A 15,179-nucleotide genomic window follows, 5' to 3' on the forward strand; every position below is an offset into this window, starting at 1 on the left:
CTATGAAAGAAGATTATGCATTGGTAATAGGAATAAATAATTATACCCCTCCTAAAAAAAGTGGTCTACGCGCTTTAAAAGGAGCTATTAATGATGCCAATTATTTTGAAGCATGGCTTACCAGTCCAGAAGGTGGTAATTTATCACCTGATAATTGTTATAAAATTATTTCAACCATAAGTCCATTAACTCCACTGCAAGAAGAAGTAGACTCAAAAATAGAAGAGATGATTGCCCAAATAAAGGCAAATGGAGGAAAAGCACGCAGACTTTATTTTTATTTTGCCGGTCACGGGCTGGGGTCTATGGATGATATAGAAGACATCGCTTTATGCCTAGCAAAATGGTCTGAATTGAGAAGAAATATGGCACTTTCTTCTAAGAAGTATAAAGAAAGTATTAGACAGTTTGGGTATTTTGAAGAAATATTTCTCTTTGCAGATTGCTGTAGAAACACCAAAATTAACGTAAAACCGCTACAACCCACATTTGCACCTTTTGAACCAAGTCCATTATCTGGAAGCACCAGATTATTTATAGGCTATGCCACCCAATACCAAGATCAGTCTTTTGAAGCAGAAACCGGAAATTTAGAAATGAGAGGTGTGTTTACAAGGGTGTTAATTGAAGCCTTAAAAGGAGCAGCAGCAGATGAAAACGGGGTGATTACTGCTGATGGACTAAGAGATTATTTATGCTTGCATACTCCCATTGAAGCGCAGAAGGAAGGGTATAAACAGAAACCAGATATTACACATTCTTTTACGTCTACTTCTCCGCCCGTATTAACACTTGCCATAGATGAAAACACTGCTACTAATTGTCATATTACTTTTGATGAATACCGCAATAGTACCGTTGAATTTATAGGAAATGAGGGGATTTTAGAAACCTTTAACGCGGCTCAAGATAAGAATGTAACCGTTGCTTTAACAGAAAAATTATATCTTCTAAGAGATACTTCTAACAACGATAGCTTGCCAATTTACGTTTCAACTACAAATACAGATCTTCATGTTAGCTTCTAAGTCTCCATCCAAAACACATGCGCAGCTTAAGCTCACCATACATATTGATTATGTGTATATTCATTTGGTAAAAGTATCATTGTTTGATACACATAACCGAGAAGTAATTCCCTTAGAAAAAAGTAACCAGCATCATTTATACTTTGAAATACCATCGGGTTTATACACACTTAGAATGGTAATGAACGGGCAGGTAAAGGATAAGGTGTTTTTGCTTGATAAAGATAAAAGTTTTAATATCGCTAACCATCATGGTGAAAACGTAATAAAGCCACCCAAACAATTTTCATCTGTATTGGTAAGTGAATTATATGAATCTTCTCATGAATATTATACAAACCCTGCGGTAGAATGGAGCCAGAAAGATACGTTTACCCATGGCAAAAGTATTGTGCATAAAGAAGCAAACTCATCTCTATTTATCTTTTTGCGTTTTCCCTCTGTGGAACATTATAATAGATTAAGAGAAGAATCTGGTTTTGAGTTTTTTGATAAATTTAAACTAACAGACGAAAATGGAAAGGTGCTTTTTTATTTGAATGATGAAAATGCTACCCAGATGGATAGAAATACGGGTTGGCTGGCCGTTAATTGTAAATTGATTTCGGGCACTTATTTCTTGCTATATGAAGGAGAGCAAGCTAGACAGATACCCGTTAATATATTTGAACATTGGCACACACAGCTTTTTTTAACGGTGGGAGCACAACCTTTGTTTGGAACACTTAGAATATTCTTAGCACGTCAGCGTAGATTTGACCCTCATAACGAAACCTACAAATACATAGATATTTTGCTTAATAAGCTACAAAATAGAGATTATAGCCTAGGTAAGGAATTAGTTGAAATGGCAGCCTATGGAAAGTTTGAATCTCCAATGATTGGTCTGGTAGCAGCATACATTTATCTTAAAAGTAAGGAAACTCATGAAGACAATCTCTTCAAAGTTATTACAGAAAACATGCAGCAGGCTATTTTAAAGAAAAATGAAGATTCACCTGATTTGAGGGCACTTACAATTTTGGCATCTCAACATTTTGACGATTATAACTTTGATAAGACAGTGGTGAAAGGAACCCCCATGCTAAGAGTTGGTTTTGAGGCACTATTAAGTGCAGCTGTTGATAATGTAAGGCTTATAAAAGAGAATTCAATTAACGATTATATTTCAGAAAATCTTTATTTTGACTCTCCTTTCAACACCTTTAAACCTTTCCCCTTTCCTAAAGACAGATCAAAAAGGACAAAGAAACCTTCTAAAAAAATACGAAATCCCAGACCTGGTCATAAAGGAGGTTTTGGAGCTTTAGGTAGTGGAGATTTTTTTGATAAAACGAACGAACCTGCTTTTAGTAAAGAGATCTTATCTGATGAGGTATTCAATGAATGGGATTCTAAGATGATGGAGGAAGAAGCAGTAAATTACCAACCAAAAATAACAGGCACGAAGCGATTTAAGGTTTCTGTAAAAGATTTATTTGACAAAAAACTATTAAAATTTGTAGATAAAGGTTCAGAAGAGAAGGTTAGAAATAGCTGGGTAAAACAGGGTATTTATGAATTAGTAACAAAAGATAAAAAAATTACTATGAATGAGATTTCATCTCAATTGGGAGTTTCAAGAAATACAGTAAGCCGCATTTTTGCTGAATGGGAAGACGAAGCGAATTCAAATTAGAAAACATACGCTTAGAGATTAGATGGAAGTGTTTAGAAGGAGAAAAATAACGGTCAATAAAAAATGAAAGGATACTAGTATGAGAGCAAAATATGATGTGATTGGAAAAGAGTATAACACTACCCGCTGTGCAGATACCTTTATTTCAGAAAAATTATATCAATTGCTGTCTCCTTCTAATGAAGGGGTATACCTAGACATTGGTTGTGGCACAGGTAATTACACCCATGTGCTTCATCAAAAAGGAATTAAATTTATAGGGGTAGACCCTTCTTTTGAAATGTTGCGAAAGGCAAATGCACAGAATCCAGAAATTGACTGGAGACAAGGGCATGCAGAAAATACCGGATTAGAGCCTGAATCGGTCTCCGGAATTATAGGAAGCCTCACCATTCACCATTGGTTAGATCTTAACACCGCTTTTACAGAGTTATATAGAATCTTAAAACCAAAAGGGCGAATCGTAATTTTTACCTCCACACCTAAACAGATGAAAGGGTATTGGCTCAATCACTATTTTCCTAAAATGTTGGCCAATTCAATAGAACAAATGCCCTCGTTAGAATCTGTATTTAAGGCTATTCTTGAAGCAGGATTTAAAGAATTAGCCGGAACACCCTACTATGTGCAAAGAGACTTACAAGATTTATTTTTGTACTGCGGCAAGTATAATCCATCTTTGTATTTAAGACCAGAAGTGCGCCAAGGCATCTCTTCTTTTAGTTCTTTGGCTAATAAAGAAGAGGTAGATGCAGGTCTAAAAAAATTAAAGACCGATATAGCTACTGGAAAGATAGAAGAGGTAATGGCATCCTATAAAAACGATCTGGGAGATTATGTTTTTATAAGTGCCATGAAGGAGTGATCTATTTCAATTGACGTGTTTTTCAAAAAAGTCATCTATTCTTTTTAATTTCTATTTTCAAGAATGAAATCCACTACCAGATCCCTATAAATACTCTCTTTTTCAAAAGATAAGTTTTTCCAAAGTTCACCATGCGATAAATGGTGGATGTAAACGGATTGGATTTTTCTAAAATTAGTGGCCCTTATTTTGTCTTCAAACAAACGGGTATAATTGTAAATATTGTTATCTGAAACTAGTAGAATAGGTGTTTTTAAATTTTTGAGATAATGAGTAGGAGAGGCGTTTAGAAACACTTCTTCTCCTTTGCCAAACACAGCTTCTACATGCAGTACTGCTAATTCAGGTTGGCTTCCTTGCGCCATAGCACGATGATAATCTTTAATATCATAAGTGCCCGAAATAGGAATCATGCCTTTAAACAAATCTGCTGGCAAGCCCACCTCTTCTAGATAGGTAGGATTTAAATCTAATAAAGCAGCCAAATGCGCTCCAGAAGAATAGCCACCTACATAAAATAGGGTTTTACTGTAGTTGTATTGATCAGCTTGTTGGTATAACCATTTGGTAGCCGCTGCCACGTCTTTGATATGGGCAGGATGCTGCACTCCCTTATTCAGAGTGCTGTCTCGCCAGATAGCTGGGCTCATTCTATGGCTTATACTTGCCACCGCAATTCCTGCTGCTGCTAGCTTACGGGCAAGAGGCATTTCTTGATTTCTATCTCCATAAGACCAGGCACCTCCACCAATCCAGATAAGTAAAGGAACATTTTTTTTAAAGACTGGAAGTACTAGGTTTAAACGCTGTAGGCTATCACTACGCACCTCATTTTTGGCTACATAAAGCAGGTTGTTAATTTCTTTGTAAGTAGCCGTCGTCAATTCTTGCGCAAAAAAAAGGTTGCACGAAAGCAATAGCGCAAGAAGCAAAAGAGATTGCTTTTTAAATGATAGCAGTAACACCATGATTTGAATAAATTTACACAATAGGGATACTAAATGAATTTCATACACTACCGTACATAAAACTAAAACACTGTAAGCTTGAAAACTTATTTTTTATCAAAAAGTTCTTTTATTTGCGGCATTTGTAATAAAGAAATGGTAAAAGCACCCAAAAACATCCCTAAAATTCCAGTAAGACAAGTTAAAATAGCGATTACAAAAACAAATTCGTATTTCTTCAATTGTTTCATGTATTTAGACGCTAGTAATTGTAAAATTCCCATTACAATGCAAACTACAAAGCCAACAATTCCAATAATCACAAAAAAATAACCAGGGTTAAAAGGCAGTTCATTTCCGTTTTTAGAAAATTCATCTACACTGGCAAAATATGCGCCAAAAGCACCGTAACCAATAAAGAACAAAGAAAGAACAAGCGTGAGAATACCTTTTACCAAAAATAAAATTCTAAATACATTGAGACGGTTAGAAGCTTGCATATTGGTTTAGGTTAGGAAATGGCGTCTACTTACTAGCTTTAAAAATAACACTTTTTTAAGGTTGTTAAAAATAAAATATAATTACCAGCCAGGTAGCGCGTTTAATTACTCCCTTTGGGTAAATGCAGTGTTATAGGGCTGTTGCCAAAAACCAGACTATCTACATGCCCCATTAAACTAAGGTCTTTGGTTATAAGATGCAGGTGTATAAAAGAATCATGGTGTGTGAAAACTCCTTGATGCGCTCTAGAAAAAAAGCCTAAAACAGTAACTTCTTTGTCTGCTACGCTATAGGTTTGCTGCCCTTGATGCGCTTCTGCCGGAGAACTTACTTGTGTGCCTTCCGGTAAATTTTGGAGGTGAATTTTAGCACTTTTAATGCTTCCGGTGAGTTTAAAGGCAAAAGGTTTACCTTCATTTTGTATTTTTAGATCCAACCAGTTTTCAAAATCGGTTAGAGACTTCAGGGTCTTTGGAATTGATTCTTTTTCCCATTCGGCAACATAAGAATACACAAAAAATGGTGCTTTTACATCAAAAGTCTGTCCTATAGCCATAGAAGTATCTGTTGCAACCCTTCCCACATAACTTTTACCATCTATAACGAGAAGCTCTCCCGTTAAAAAAGCTTCTGGTCCCAAACCATTTAACATGCTTTTTTGGTCTAAAGTGTCTAATGAAATTTGCCCATCTAGCGCTCCTTTCCACATTACATCTTTCATAGCACCCTCTATTTGTACGTAGGCTTTGACATTTGTGTCTTTATCTTTCTTTTCAGCATTGCATGCTACTAGCAGAAGGTAAAAAATAACAAATATGCGCAAGGGTTGAGATGCGCTGGCAAGTTTTTTTGGATGCATAATTAAGTATTGGTTGCCGCTTTAGGGTCATAATTCAGAAACATATTAATCCAGATATTACGAGACAAACGCATAATAAGAGGCATAAAAGCAAGCATAGTGCCAATAATAGCGACAAAAGCGGTTTTTAGATTGGTGCCGATAAAAAGATAACTAATTACAAAAGCGGCTACAGCAAATGCAACTCCTACTCCATAACTCACATACATAGCTCCATAAAAAAAAGAAGGTTCCATTTTATATTTGGTATTACAATGGGAACAACGCTCGTTCATTTTTAAAGTTTGAGCCGGATTATAGGCATTTGGAGAAACATACATGCTTTCTAGATGACATTTGGGACAAGTTCCTGTTAAAATGCTGTAGAGTTTCGATCCTTTTTTTAACATTTGCACTAATTTTATACAAAAATAGGAATTATACATTCCTTCTTGTGTAATTGAAGTTACAAAAGTCATGTTAAATATCCATAATCTGTCGGTTTCCTTTGGCGGAGAATATCTTTTTGAAGAAGTCGCTTTCAGGCTAAATCCCGGAGACCGTGTTGGGCTCGTAGGTAAAAATGGAGCGGGTAAGAGTACCATGCTTAAAATACTCTCTCGCGAGATGGAACCCGATTCTGGAAGCATTGCTTCCGATAAAGATGTGCGTACTGGTTTTCTCAAGCAAGATATTGATTTTGAGCAGGGGCGTAGTGTACTAGAAGAAGCCTATCAGGCATTTTCTGAGATCAAGGCATTAGAATTGCAACTAGATCAAATCAATCACCAATTGGCAGAGCGTACCGATTATGAGAGTGAAGGCTACCACCAACTTATGGTAGATCTTAACGACGTTACGCATAGGTATGAGATTATAGGCGGTTATAATTATCAAGGTGATACGGAGAAAGTACTACAAGGACTTGGTTTTCTTAGGGAAGATTTTGATAAACTTACAGATACTTTTTCCGGCGGCTGGCGTATGCGAATAGAATTAGCAAAGCTGCTGCTGCAACAAAATGACGTCTTGTTACTAGATGAGCCTACCAACCACTTAGATATTGAAAGTATTATTTGGTTAGAGCAATTTCTAAGAGGTTATACGGGAGTGGTGGTGATTGTTTCGCATGATAAGATGTTTCTGGACAATGTAACCAACCGTACCATTGAAATTTCATTAGGGAAAATATACGATTACAATAAACCCTATTCTCAATACCTGGAGTTGCGTAAGGAGATGCGCGAGCTGCAGTTAAATGCACAAAAGAATCAAGAAAAGCAGATTCAACAGACGGAGAAGCTTATAGAAAAGTTCCGAGCGAAAGCAAGTAAGGCTTCCATGGCACAATCCCTCATCAAGAAGCTAGACAAAATAGACCGGATTGAGGTAGATGAAGATGATAATAGTGTGATGAAGGTTAAATTCCCTGTATCCGTTACACCTGGAAAGGTGGTAGTAGAGGCAGAAGGCGCTGGTAAAAGTTATGGAGACAAACTGGTCTTAGACGCAGTAGATCTCTTAATAGAACGCAATACCAAAACTGCCTTTGTTGGGCAAAACGGACAAGGGAAAAGTACCTTGGCAAAGATGATTGTAGAAGAAATTCCCTATACCGGAAAACTCAAACTAGGGCATAATGTACAAATAGGCTATTTTGCCCAGAATCAGGCAGAATATTTAGATGGAGAAAAAACGGTTTTACAAACCATGGAAGATGCTGCTACAGATGGCAACCGTTCCCGTGTTAGAGATATGCTGGGTTCCTTTTTATTTAGAGGAGATGAGGTAGAGAAGAAGGTAAAAGTACTTTCTGGAGGGGAGCGTAACCGTTTGGCATTGTGTAAAATGCTCTTGCAGCCTTTTAATGTATTGGTGATGGATGAGCCTACCAATCACTTAGATATAAAATCTAAAAACGTACTTAAAGATGCCTTAAAAACTTTTGAAGGCACCTTGCTTTTAATTTCTCACGACAGGGATTTTTTACAAGGACTAACCAATACGGTTTACGAATTTAAAAACCACCAGATTAAGGAGTATCTAGGCGATATTAATTTCTACTTAGAGCAACGCCAACTAGATAATTTACGAGAAGTAGAGCGCAAAGAAAAGGCAGCTGCCAAACCCAAAGCGCAAAACAATGCGCAGAGTTATGAAGACCAGAAAAAACTCAAATCTCTTAAGAATAGGCTTAGTAAAACCGAAGCAGAAATTAGTCAGCTAGAAAAAGAAATCGCGGCTATAGATGTAGAAATGGCCATAGATTATGATAAGGTAATTGCCAAAGAAGGCTTTTTTGACGCCTATGAAGCCAAGAAAAAACGCTTACAAACCCTGATGCAAAATTGGGAAACCATTGCAGAAGAATTAGAGGGGATTGCTTCTTAGCCATGAATAAAATGTTATTTTGATTCTCTTTTTATTAAAAATGAGAGAGAAAGCTGCCCTTATTTAGCGGAAATTCAGAAAGCAAAGCTTGAAAAAAATAGAAATCCTCTCCGGTAGATTTTTTCGCACCTCAGGGCATTGAGGCACTCCAAATTACTGGTATTTTAGAAAGCCCCACGCAGTGCAATTCCTTCAGGATTTTATGTTTTGATGCCGAGCTTCCCACCCGGGCACTGAGGCACTCGAAGTGCGAGGGGTGGACAAGCAAAAAAGAATAGACCAAAGCTTTCTTTATTTAACCGCCACGCAGACTGGTTAATCACTATAAATAGCAAGTATTGTTGTGATGTCGCAGACCATTCTATTATGTTTTATAATTGGAGCACTTAGAGCCTCAGTGGCCTAAAGCGAGAGTCTCATTGCTCCCAAACAAGATCTTTAGTGCTCAGTTTTAGGATTCAATAGGCATTGTGCTAATCATCAGGCACCCCGAAACTTCGAGGTTAGTCACTACGCTTCGTCGAAATGGCCGTACCTTAAAAGCACTACGTAGTGAAAACCCTCTGGGGGCGCATAGAGTTTCTCAGTACCTAAATTAGAATGCAATAAATCCGAACTATGTAGATTATACTTTACACACTTTTGATACGCAACCTCCAAAAAGTACATTTAGATTTTTAAAACGTAAATTTTAAAAAAAGCTTTGCATAAACGCCTTAGAACCTCCTTATGTTTATACCAAAACCTCCGCAACAATAAGTTGTTTTATGCGGAGGTTTCCACTGTTTCCTCCGCATCTTTTGCTAAAAACCTTTAGAATAGTCGTTTTTAAGGAGCTTTAACGCTGTTGCATTTTATTAGTTGTAAAGTATACTTTACAATAAAGAGTATAGTTTATATCTTTCTGCTGCCTAGGTAGCTTGATGATCGTAGGTTAAAGTTTGGGTGTTTTTTTATAGAGAAATTGTATAAACAACACCTTACGGCTAGAATTTAAGTTGTTTAGGTAAGGCTTTACCTAAAAATCAAAACTCTGCCATAGTTCACATTGCAGCGTGTTTGTTTAAAAATTACTTTTTGAGTTAAAGGAAGTTTAATTAACTGGATTTTTTAGGACTTTTTGATCTCTCTTTTTTTGGCGTAGATTTCTTCTTATTAGCGTTCTCGGGAATGGTTGCTATATGTTCTTTTTGTTCAGTACTATTTGACACCTCCTTTAATGAAGCAAGGTTACTAACTACTGAAGATGTTTTTCCGTTAGAATCTAAACTTGAAAGACTGTTCGTGCTTTCTGTTGTACTAGAGGTTGCGGTATTAGCTAAGGATGGCATTGAAGTAGAAACAGCCATACCTTCTTCAAAAGGTATTTGATCTTTTTGAAGTCCTTTTTCTTTTAATGTATCCTTATAACCAGTACGTTTTGCATAGTCTGTATCTACTGGCTGTATTGGAATAGCAGTTTCATAATGATCTACAGACAAATAAAATTCAGAGTTTACTTCTGCTGTTTCTTTAACTTTTTCTTCAGAATCAGTATCTTCTGATGTTGAAGTAGTTTCTGCTTTTTTATCAATTCTCTCTTTTGCTTTGATGTCAATACTAGCTTTATCAGTAAAGAGTACTCGGTTTTCATCCCTTCCCACGCTTTGATACGCTGTAAGATCTGCCTCACCCCAAGCATCTTTAGTACTTTTAAGGCCTTCAGCAGCAGTACGAGTTCCTTTTCCAGACTGTTTTAATTGAGGTAAAAGCCTTACGTCTACTATTTGATTCCTTTCTTTTTGAATAATTTCATTCAGTTTTTCAGTAATATTTACTATTGCCTTAGATTTCTCTTTATCGTTAAGATTAAAAATGTTCTTTACGCTATCTGCAAGCTCTGTAAATTCGCTGGGTACTTTACTTTTACTAACTTCTTGACTAATGGCGCTTTTTATTTTTTCAAGATTTTGAATAGTGTCAAAAATTTCCTTGTATTTTTCAAGTTTTGGAAGAGGTTTATTTATCTGACTAATTTGTTTATTGATACCTGCCTTTTTATTCTTGCTTGCTTGCTGTTTTTGCTCTATATCTTTCTTTTCATTATCATTAGTAGCGTTTTCTTTTAGCCTTTTCCAATTTGTGTTTCCAATTTCTTTTTCTTCTGATTTTAAAAGGGCTACTTCTTCATTTATTTTTAGAATTTCTGCATTAGCATGATCAATATCTGGAATATGGCCAAATTCTGGATTCCTCAATAAATCTTGAAGATCAGGAATCTTTGTTTGAATATCTTGGGCAGTATAAACGTCTTCAAGTCTATAGGACGGTTCTTGATTTTTAAATTTTTCAAGTTCTTCAACTATTTCATCCAGTTTGTCACTATCTTTCTGTTTTTCTAGACCTTTAATATCACTTTTAATTTTCTTAAGCTTAGCAATAGTGTCCTCTCTTTTTACTTTTTCTCTCTCATTTAGGTTGTCATTTAAAAATTCATCCTCACCAGAAATGAATATAGGATCTCCTGCTTTTTTTATAATACCAGCATTTATTAACACATTAGTTTCCCTAAGGTTTAAAGCCGTGTCAAGAGCCTCAAACCTACGAGTATGGGTGTCTTTTATGGAGTCACCATCTTGCAGTTTTCTCATCAATGGGTCTGCTTTTGCTGCCATATCCATCACTTTTTGATGTCTTTGTACAAAACTTAAAGCTTTACTATTTGCGAAAGTACTTTTATTATTTTCTGCGAAAGAACTGGTCTGTTTCTGGGTCTTTGAAATTTCGGTATCTCTCTTGATTACCGCATTATCAAGAGGCTTTCTAATTTGTTCTCTAGATTGATTAGCTATTTTAATTGAATCTTCCTTCCATTGACGATGAGCTTTTCGATCTTTTTTTTCAGGTTCAGGGTTATTTTTTTTCCAGTTTTCTAATACAGTCATGTCAAATTTTTGCAAATACTTTTCTGCAGTTATTATGGGGGAATGTTTTAACGTAACTGCTTTTTTAATTTGGTCGTTTCTGCTATACTGTAATAGAAAGTTTAATTTATCAAAAACACCTCCTTCTTTGGTTTTTACTTGTAACGTTTTTTCAGCGAGTTCAATATTCCCTTGGTCATTTTTTACAAGTTGCTCTGTCTTCATTGCATAGCTTTTTCCTTGTTTAACCTGCTTTTCTCCGGGTGGTATAGTACTTAGTGTATTTAGAGATTCTAATTCTTGCTTAATTTTCTCTTGTTGAACAGCATCTTGAGTAGTCGGATTATCAGCATCATTTTTTTCTTCACTCTTCATAAGGTAGGTACTTTAAATCTAAAATAACAAATTCCACTTACAATTTTATGAAGTTTCTATTTTTTTTTGGAAAGCGCTGTCCATTGCTTTGTAGAAAAACCATTTTTTTGATTGATTACTATGTATTATGCTTCTTTATAAGTTTGGACTTTGTTTACAGTTTTATCCAGAGCTATTTGGATAACGCATTTAGAATTACAAGAAAATTGAGCGTATTCTTTTAATTTCAAGAGACGAGTTTTAAAGTATTGTTATTCTATCATTTAGGGAGGTATTCTTAAGGTTTAGGATTATTTTTTTTAGCGGGTGTTCTAGCATCTTTACTTCGTTCTCTAGCTGCTTTAGACGAGGTGGGCTTAGGCTTAATTTTCCGATCGCCACTATAACTTTCTTCAAAAATAGGCATAGAAGCTGATTTACGCATTCCTCTAAAAGGATTGGTTAATGCTTCCAAACTACTAGCTTTAGTTAGTTTTTGTAGTTTTTCTAAAGTGTCTGAAAGTTGTTCTTCTTGATTTATTTTAGGATCCTTATCAGGAAAAGCATTGTCTTTTGTAAGATACTGTTCTGTATGTTCTTTGGTCATACCCACAATTTGAAAGAAAGCTTCTTGAAAATTATCGGCAAGATCATTGCTGATTAAGGTATCTATCCCTTCTAGAGTATGCGTGCCAAAATTAGGAGATGTAACTTGATCTTTGGTTAGCTCATACTCAATAACTCCTTTTGTTTGTATTTCATTTAACCCAGATACCTTTTCAAATACTTCTGGATTATTCTCACCCATATCTTCCATAAAAATGAGATAGTTCATGGCTTCTAAGGTATGTTTTCCAAAGTTAGGAGTTTGTACTTGATCCAGCCCTAAATTGTAAAACCTAAGTCCTTCTACCTGAGTAGCATCTAAATCCTGCACCATGCCAAAAGCTTCTTGATTATCTTCAGCTTTATCATAAGTAGTGAGAAAATCAATGGCTTCTAGGGTATGAGATCCAAATTTTGGGTTTTCTACTTGTTCACGGGTAAGTTGATATTGTGTAAAAGCTTTAATTCTTGCTTCTGTAATTGGATCTAGCTCAGAATTCATTTCGTATGAAGTTTACTTCTTTAGTAACAGTATTTTTTTTAACCGATACCCCCCATTTAAAAGCAAATAAAAATCTTACTTTTTAGAAAGGCAGCTATCATTAAATGAAAAATGAATTCAGGACATCTTTAAATGTCTATAGTTAACTAGAAAACAGAATTTTTTATCTAGTAATTAAAATGTAGAAAACGGTGTTGAACAGGATGAAGTATTTTTATGATTTCAATAAAAGAACCGTGTTTAAAGTATCATTTTTTCTATACGTAGGATGATTAAATTTTAGGATTTTTACGAGACTTATTTTTAATGGGTCCTTTGGCGTCTTTAACCTGTTTAGAAGGAGGTGGTTTAGGTCTGCCTTTTTTAATTATTGTTTTACCATCATCATTTTTTTTAGAAAGAGCCCCAGAAGCCAGAGGTTTCATAGCAGCATGTAACTTCTTAGAATCAAATTCCTCCAAATTTAGAGGTTTAGTAAATGTATCTAGTGTTGCTTTGGTGAGTTCAATTATGCTTTGTTGAACTACCTTTTGGTCTTCGCTAGGATGTTTTATCTTGCTTTTAGGATCTTTGTCAGCAAGATCATCTTGAGTTTTATCAGTAGAAGATTTACTTTCTGTAAGATTTTGTTCTGTTTGGTCACTAGCGATACCTCCAATTTCAATTAGGGAGAAAGCTTCTTGAAAATCCTCCGCAAGATCATTGCTTAATAAGGTATCTATCTTTTCCAAAGTATGGGCACCAAAATTAGGAGCTGTAACTTGATCTTTGGTTAACTCATACTCAATAACTCCTTTTGTTTGTATTTCATTTAATCCAGATACCTTTTCAAATACTTCTGGATTATTCTCACCCATATCTTCCATGAAGATAAGATAATTCATGGCCTCTAAAGTATGTTTTCCAAAGTTTGGAGTTTGTACTTGATCTAGCTCTAAATTGTAAAACCGAAGTCCTTCTACTTGAGTAGCATTTAAATCCTGCACCATGCCAAAGGCTTCTTGATTGTCTTCAGCTTTATCATAAGTAGTCAGAAAATCAATGGCTTCCAGCGTATGTGGTCCAAACTTCGGACTTTCTACTTGCTCATTGCTAAGTTGATAAAATCTTCTGCCATTTTCTTTTGCTTCTAGCTTCTTTTGCTCTTTCTTTATATCTATTTCCGGGATATAATTTACCATGTCTATAGGCATACTTCAAAAAATATTATGGATTAGTCTTATCAATTAAATGATTAATTAAAATTTAAAACAAACTATTGTTACTTTAAAGATAGTAATTTTTTCAACATTCAGATTTTTACACTAATGTAATATGTTTTAATACTTAAATCTGATATGATATTTCTTATAACAATGTAATATCCCAAATTACATATTTAATTATATGCTGTGTGAGACAAAGAAGAATACTTTTTAATGAAATTGATTGGGTAAAATTTGTTTTTAGCTTAAAATGTTTAAGTTGGAATGTAAAAGACGTGTGTGCCACGGAGTGCTATACTAACTTTACATAAAAAACAAAAACTCTGCAATAATTCACATTACAGAGTTTTCTATCTAGAAATAAGAAAGGGTCTTAACCATAATAACAATCCCAAATGGTGTCGCAAAATCTATTACAACTCCCACAAGAACCTCCATATGATATAGGCAAGCAGATGAATCCGCAACTGGCATACATAGTAGGGCTGTCAGAATCAATACCACCTTTAAGGTTTAAATCTATTTTTGAAACTGTAGTTTTCTTAAGTTGTAAATGCGCTAATTTTTTCTTTTTCATCGGATTAAATTTTAAAGATTTGTTTAAAATTATAAATCGATGGGGGGCGACACATCCCTACTAACTAGGTAGTTTGTTATTTTGTTTAACTCTTATAAATGTAACTAAAAAAATAGGGGGTAAGAATAGATAGCATGATTATTATCTGTCAAGGGATCATTTTTACGGTATTGTTATCGTGATCATCTGGTTTTTTTGTCGATTTTTTTTACTGATACTAAAAATAGTTTAAACTCCTGTTTTTTATTTCAAAACAAGACAATCTAGCGCCATTACGATATATTTTTTGTCTTATCGCTTTATAATTCGTACATTTACTTGATAATAAGAAGTTTATAGTATCCCTATTCCCCCTCACCGCTAGATAGAATTATCTATTAGCACGCTAACTATTTAAGACCACACGATTTTTTTGTGAGACTTTAGTAAGTGAGTAGTTTTAAGAAGTTTCATTAGTTCTATAGTAAAGTATACAGGCAGTTAATTATATCCAGTAATGAAAGGCTGGAACAAACCAACCTTCCAACTTGAAAGACCCACCCAACTACCGATCCAGGGGTGGGTTTTTTGATGAATACCTAAGCTATACCTCTCTCAATGCGAAAAACAAATGATTAGACATGGATATTCCTAATTCAATTATGGAAGTAACCTTGAAAATAAGTGCGTTGGAGGTAGGCAGCAGTGTAGGAATTATGTATTTAGCATCATTTGATCTTGCACACAAATGCCATCTTACAAGAATAGAACTATTGATGAGATGGCACATTGTAAAATAAATAAG

13 protein-coding genes are annotated in these 15,179 nt (G+C 35.1%); 5 read left to right on the plus strand and 8 right to left on the minus strand.

The genetic code is table 11. The features are described from left to right. Positions 1 to 2: 2 nt before the first annotated feature. The 3 genes from WBG07_RS07235 to WBG07_RS07245 all read left to right on the plus strand — a co-directional run bounded on the left by WBG07_RS07235 (position 3) and on the right by WBG07_RS07245 (position 3,571). Positions 3 to 1,028 carry a caspase family protein gene (locus WBG07_RS07235; protein ID WP_340199931.1) on the plus strand — a complete coding sequence of 342 codons (1,026 nt, stop codon included), beginning with the start codon at positions 3 to 5 and terminating at the stop codon, positions 1,026 to 1,028. Then, the gene (locus WBG07_RS07240) at positions 1,015 to 2,706 is read left to right on the plus strand and encodes a helix-turn-helix domain-containing protein (protein ID WP_340199932.1); all 1,692 of its coding nucleotides are present in this window, start codon (positions 1,015 to 1,017) and stop codon (positions 2,704 to 2,706) included. The genes WBG07_RS07235 and WBG07_RS07240 overlap by 14 nt, the downstream gene beginning before the upstream one ends. A gap of 79 nt (positions 2,707 to 2,785) precedes the next feature. Next, the gene (locus tag WBG07_RS07245) at positions 2,786 to 3,571 is read left to right on the plus strand and encodes a class I SAM-dependent methyltransferase (protein ID WP_340199934.1); all 786 of its coding nucleotides are present in this window, start codon (positions 2,786 to 2,788) and stop codon (positions 3,569 to 3,571) included. 44 nt (positions 3,572 to 3,615) lie between these two features. Here WBG07_RS07245 and WBG07_RS07250 read toward each other — a convergent pair whose 3' ends face one another. From WBG07_RS07250 to WBG07_RS07265, 4 genes are all read right to left on the minus strand, one after another. Continuing rightward, positions 3,616 to 4,539 carry an alpha/beta hydrolase gene (locus WBG07_RS07250; protein WP_340199936.1) on the minus strand — a complete coding sequence of 308 codons (924 nt, stop codon included), beginning with the start codon at positions 4,537 to 4,539 and terminating at the stop codon, positions 3,616 to 3,618. Positions 4,540 to 4,625: 86 nt separating this feature from the next. Beyond that, positions 4,626 to 5,018 carry a hypothetical protein gene (locus tag WBG07_RS07255; protein WP_340199938.1) on the minus strand — a complete coding sequence of 131 codons (393 nt, stop codon included), beginning with the start codon at positions 5,016 to 5,018 and terminating at the stop codon, positions 4,626 to 4,628. Positions 5,019 to 5,119: 101 nt separating this feature from the next. Beyond that, positions 5,120 to 5,878 carry an acetolactate decarboxylase gene (locus WBG07_RS07260; RefSeq protein WP_340199940.1) on the minus strand — a complete coding sequence of 253 codons (759 nt, stop codon included), beginning with the start codon at positions 5,876 to 5,878 and terminating at the stop codon, positions 5,120 to 5,122. A gap of 2 nt (positions 5,879 to 5,880) precedes the next feature. After that, the gene (locus tag WBG07_RS07265; protein WP_340199942.1) at positions 5,881 to 6,267 is read right to left on the minus strand and encodes a DUF983 domain-containing protein; all 387 of its coding nucleotides are present in this window, start codon (positions 6,265 to 6,267) and stop codon (positions 5,881 to 5,883) included. A 67-nt stretch (positions 6,268 to 6,334) separates the two neighbouring features. Here WBG07_RS07265 and WBG07_RS07270 point away from each other — a divergent pair, with 67 nt between their 5' ends. Further along, positions 6,335 to 8,248, plus strand: coding sequence for an ABC-F family ATP-binding cassette domain-containing protein (locus tag WBG07_RS07270; RefSeq protein WP_340199943.1), 1,914 nt, complete (start codon positions 6,335 to 6,337; stop codon positions 8,246 to 8,248). 1,097 nt (positions 8,249 to 9,345) lie between these two features. Here the strand turns inward: WBG07_RS07270 and WBG07_RS07275 are convergent. The 4 genes from WBG07_RS07275 to WBG07_RS07290 all read right to left on the minus strand — a co-directional run bounded on the left by WBG07_RS07275 (position 9,346) and on the right by WBG07_RS07290 (position 14,395). Further along, the gene (locus tag WBG07_RS07275; protein ID WP_340199945.1) at positions 9,346 to 11,526 is read right to left on the minus strand and encodes a hypothetical protein; all 2,181 of its coding nucleotides are present in this window, start codon (positions 11,524 to 11,526) and stop codon (positions 9,346 to 9,348) included. A gap of 277 nt (positions 11,527 to 11,803) precedes the next feature. Continuing rightward, positions 11,804 to 12,613, minus strand: coding sequence for a hypothetical protein (locus WBG07_RS07280; RefSeq protein WP_340199947.1), 810 nt, complete (start codon positions 12,611 to 12,613; stop codon positions 11,804 to 11,806). 272 nt (positions 12,614 to 12,885) lie between these two features. Continuing rightward, positions 12,886 to 13,806, minus strand: a complete 921-nt coding sequence (locus WBG07_RS07285; RefSeq protein WP_340199949.1) for a hypothetical protein — start codon at positions 13,804 to 13,806, stop codon at positions 12,886 to 12,888. Positions 13,807 to 14,191: 385 nt separating this feature from the next. Continuing rightward, a complete protein-coding gene (locus WBG07_RS07290) occupies positions 14,192 to 14,395 on the minus strand; it encodes a hypothetical protein (protein ID WP_340199951.1) in 204 nt (67 codons plus the stop codon). A gap of 620 nt (positions 14,396 to 15,015) precedes the next feature. Between WBG07_RS07290 and WBG07_RS07295 the strand changes: the two genes are divergently transcribed. Then, positions 15,016 to 15,174 carry a hypothetical protein gene (locus WBG07_RS07295; RefSeq protein ID WP_340199953.1) on the plus strand — a complete coding sequence of 53 codons (159 nt, stop codon included), beginning with the start codon at positions 15,016 to 15,018 and terminating at the stop codon, positions 15,172 to 15,174. The last annotated feature ends 5 nt before the right edge of the window (positions 15,175 to 15,179 follow it).

Origin of the sequence: Ascidiimonas meishanensis (assembly GCF_037782385.1) — a bacterium.
Taxonomy (GTDB): domain Bacteria; phylum Bacteroidota; class Bacteroidia; order Flavobacteriales; family Flavobacteriaceae; genus Ascidiimonas; species Ascidiimonas meishanensis.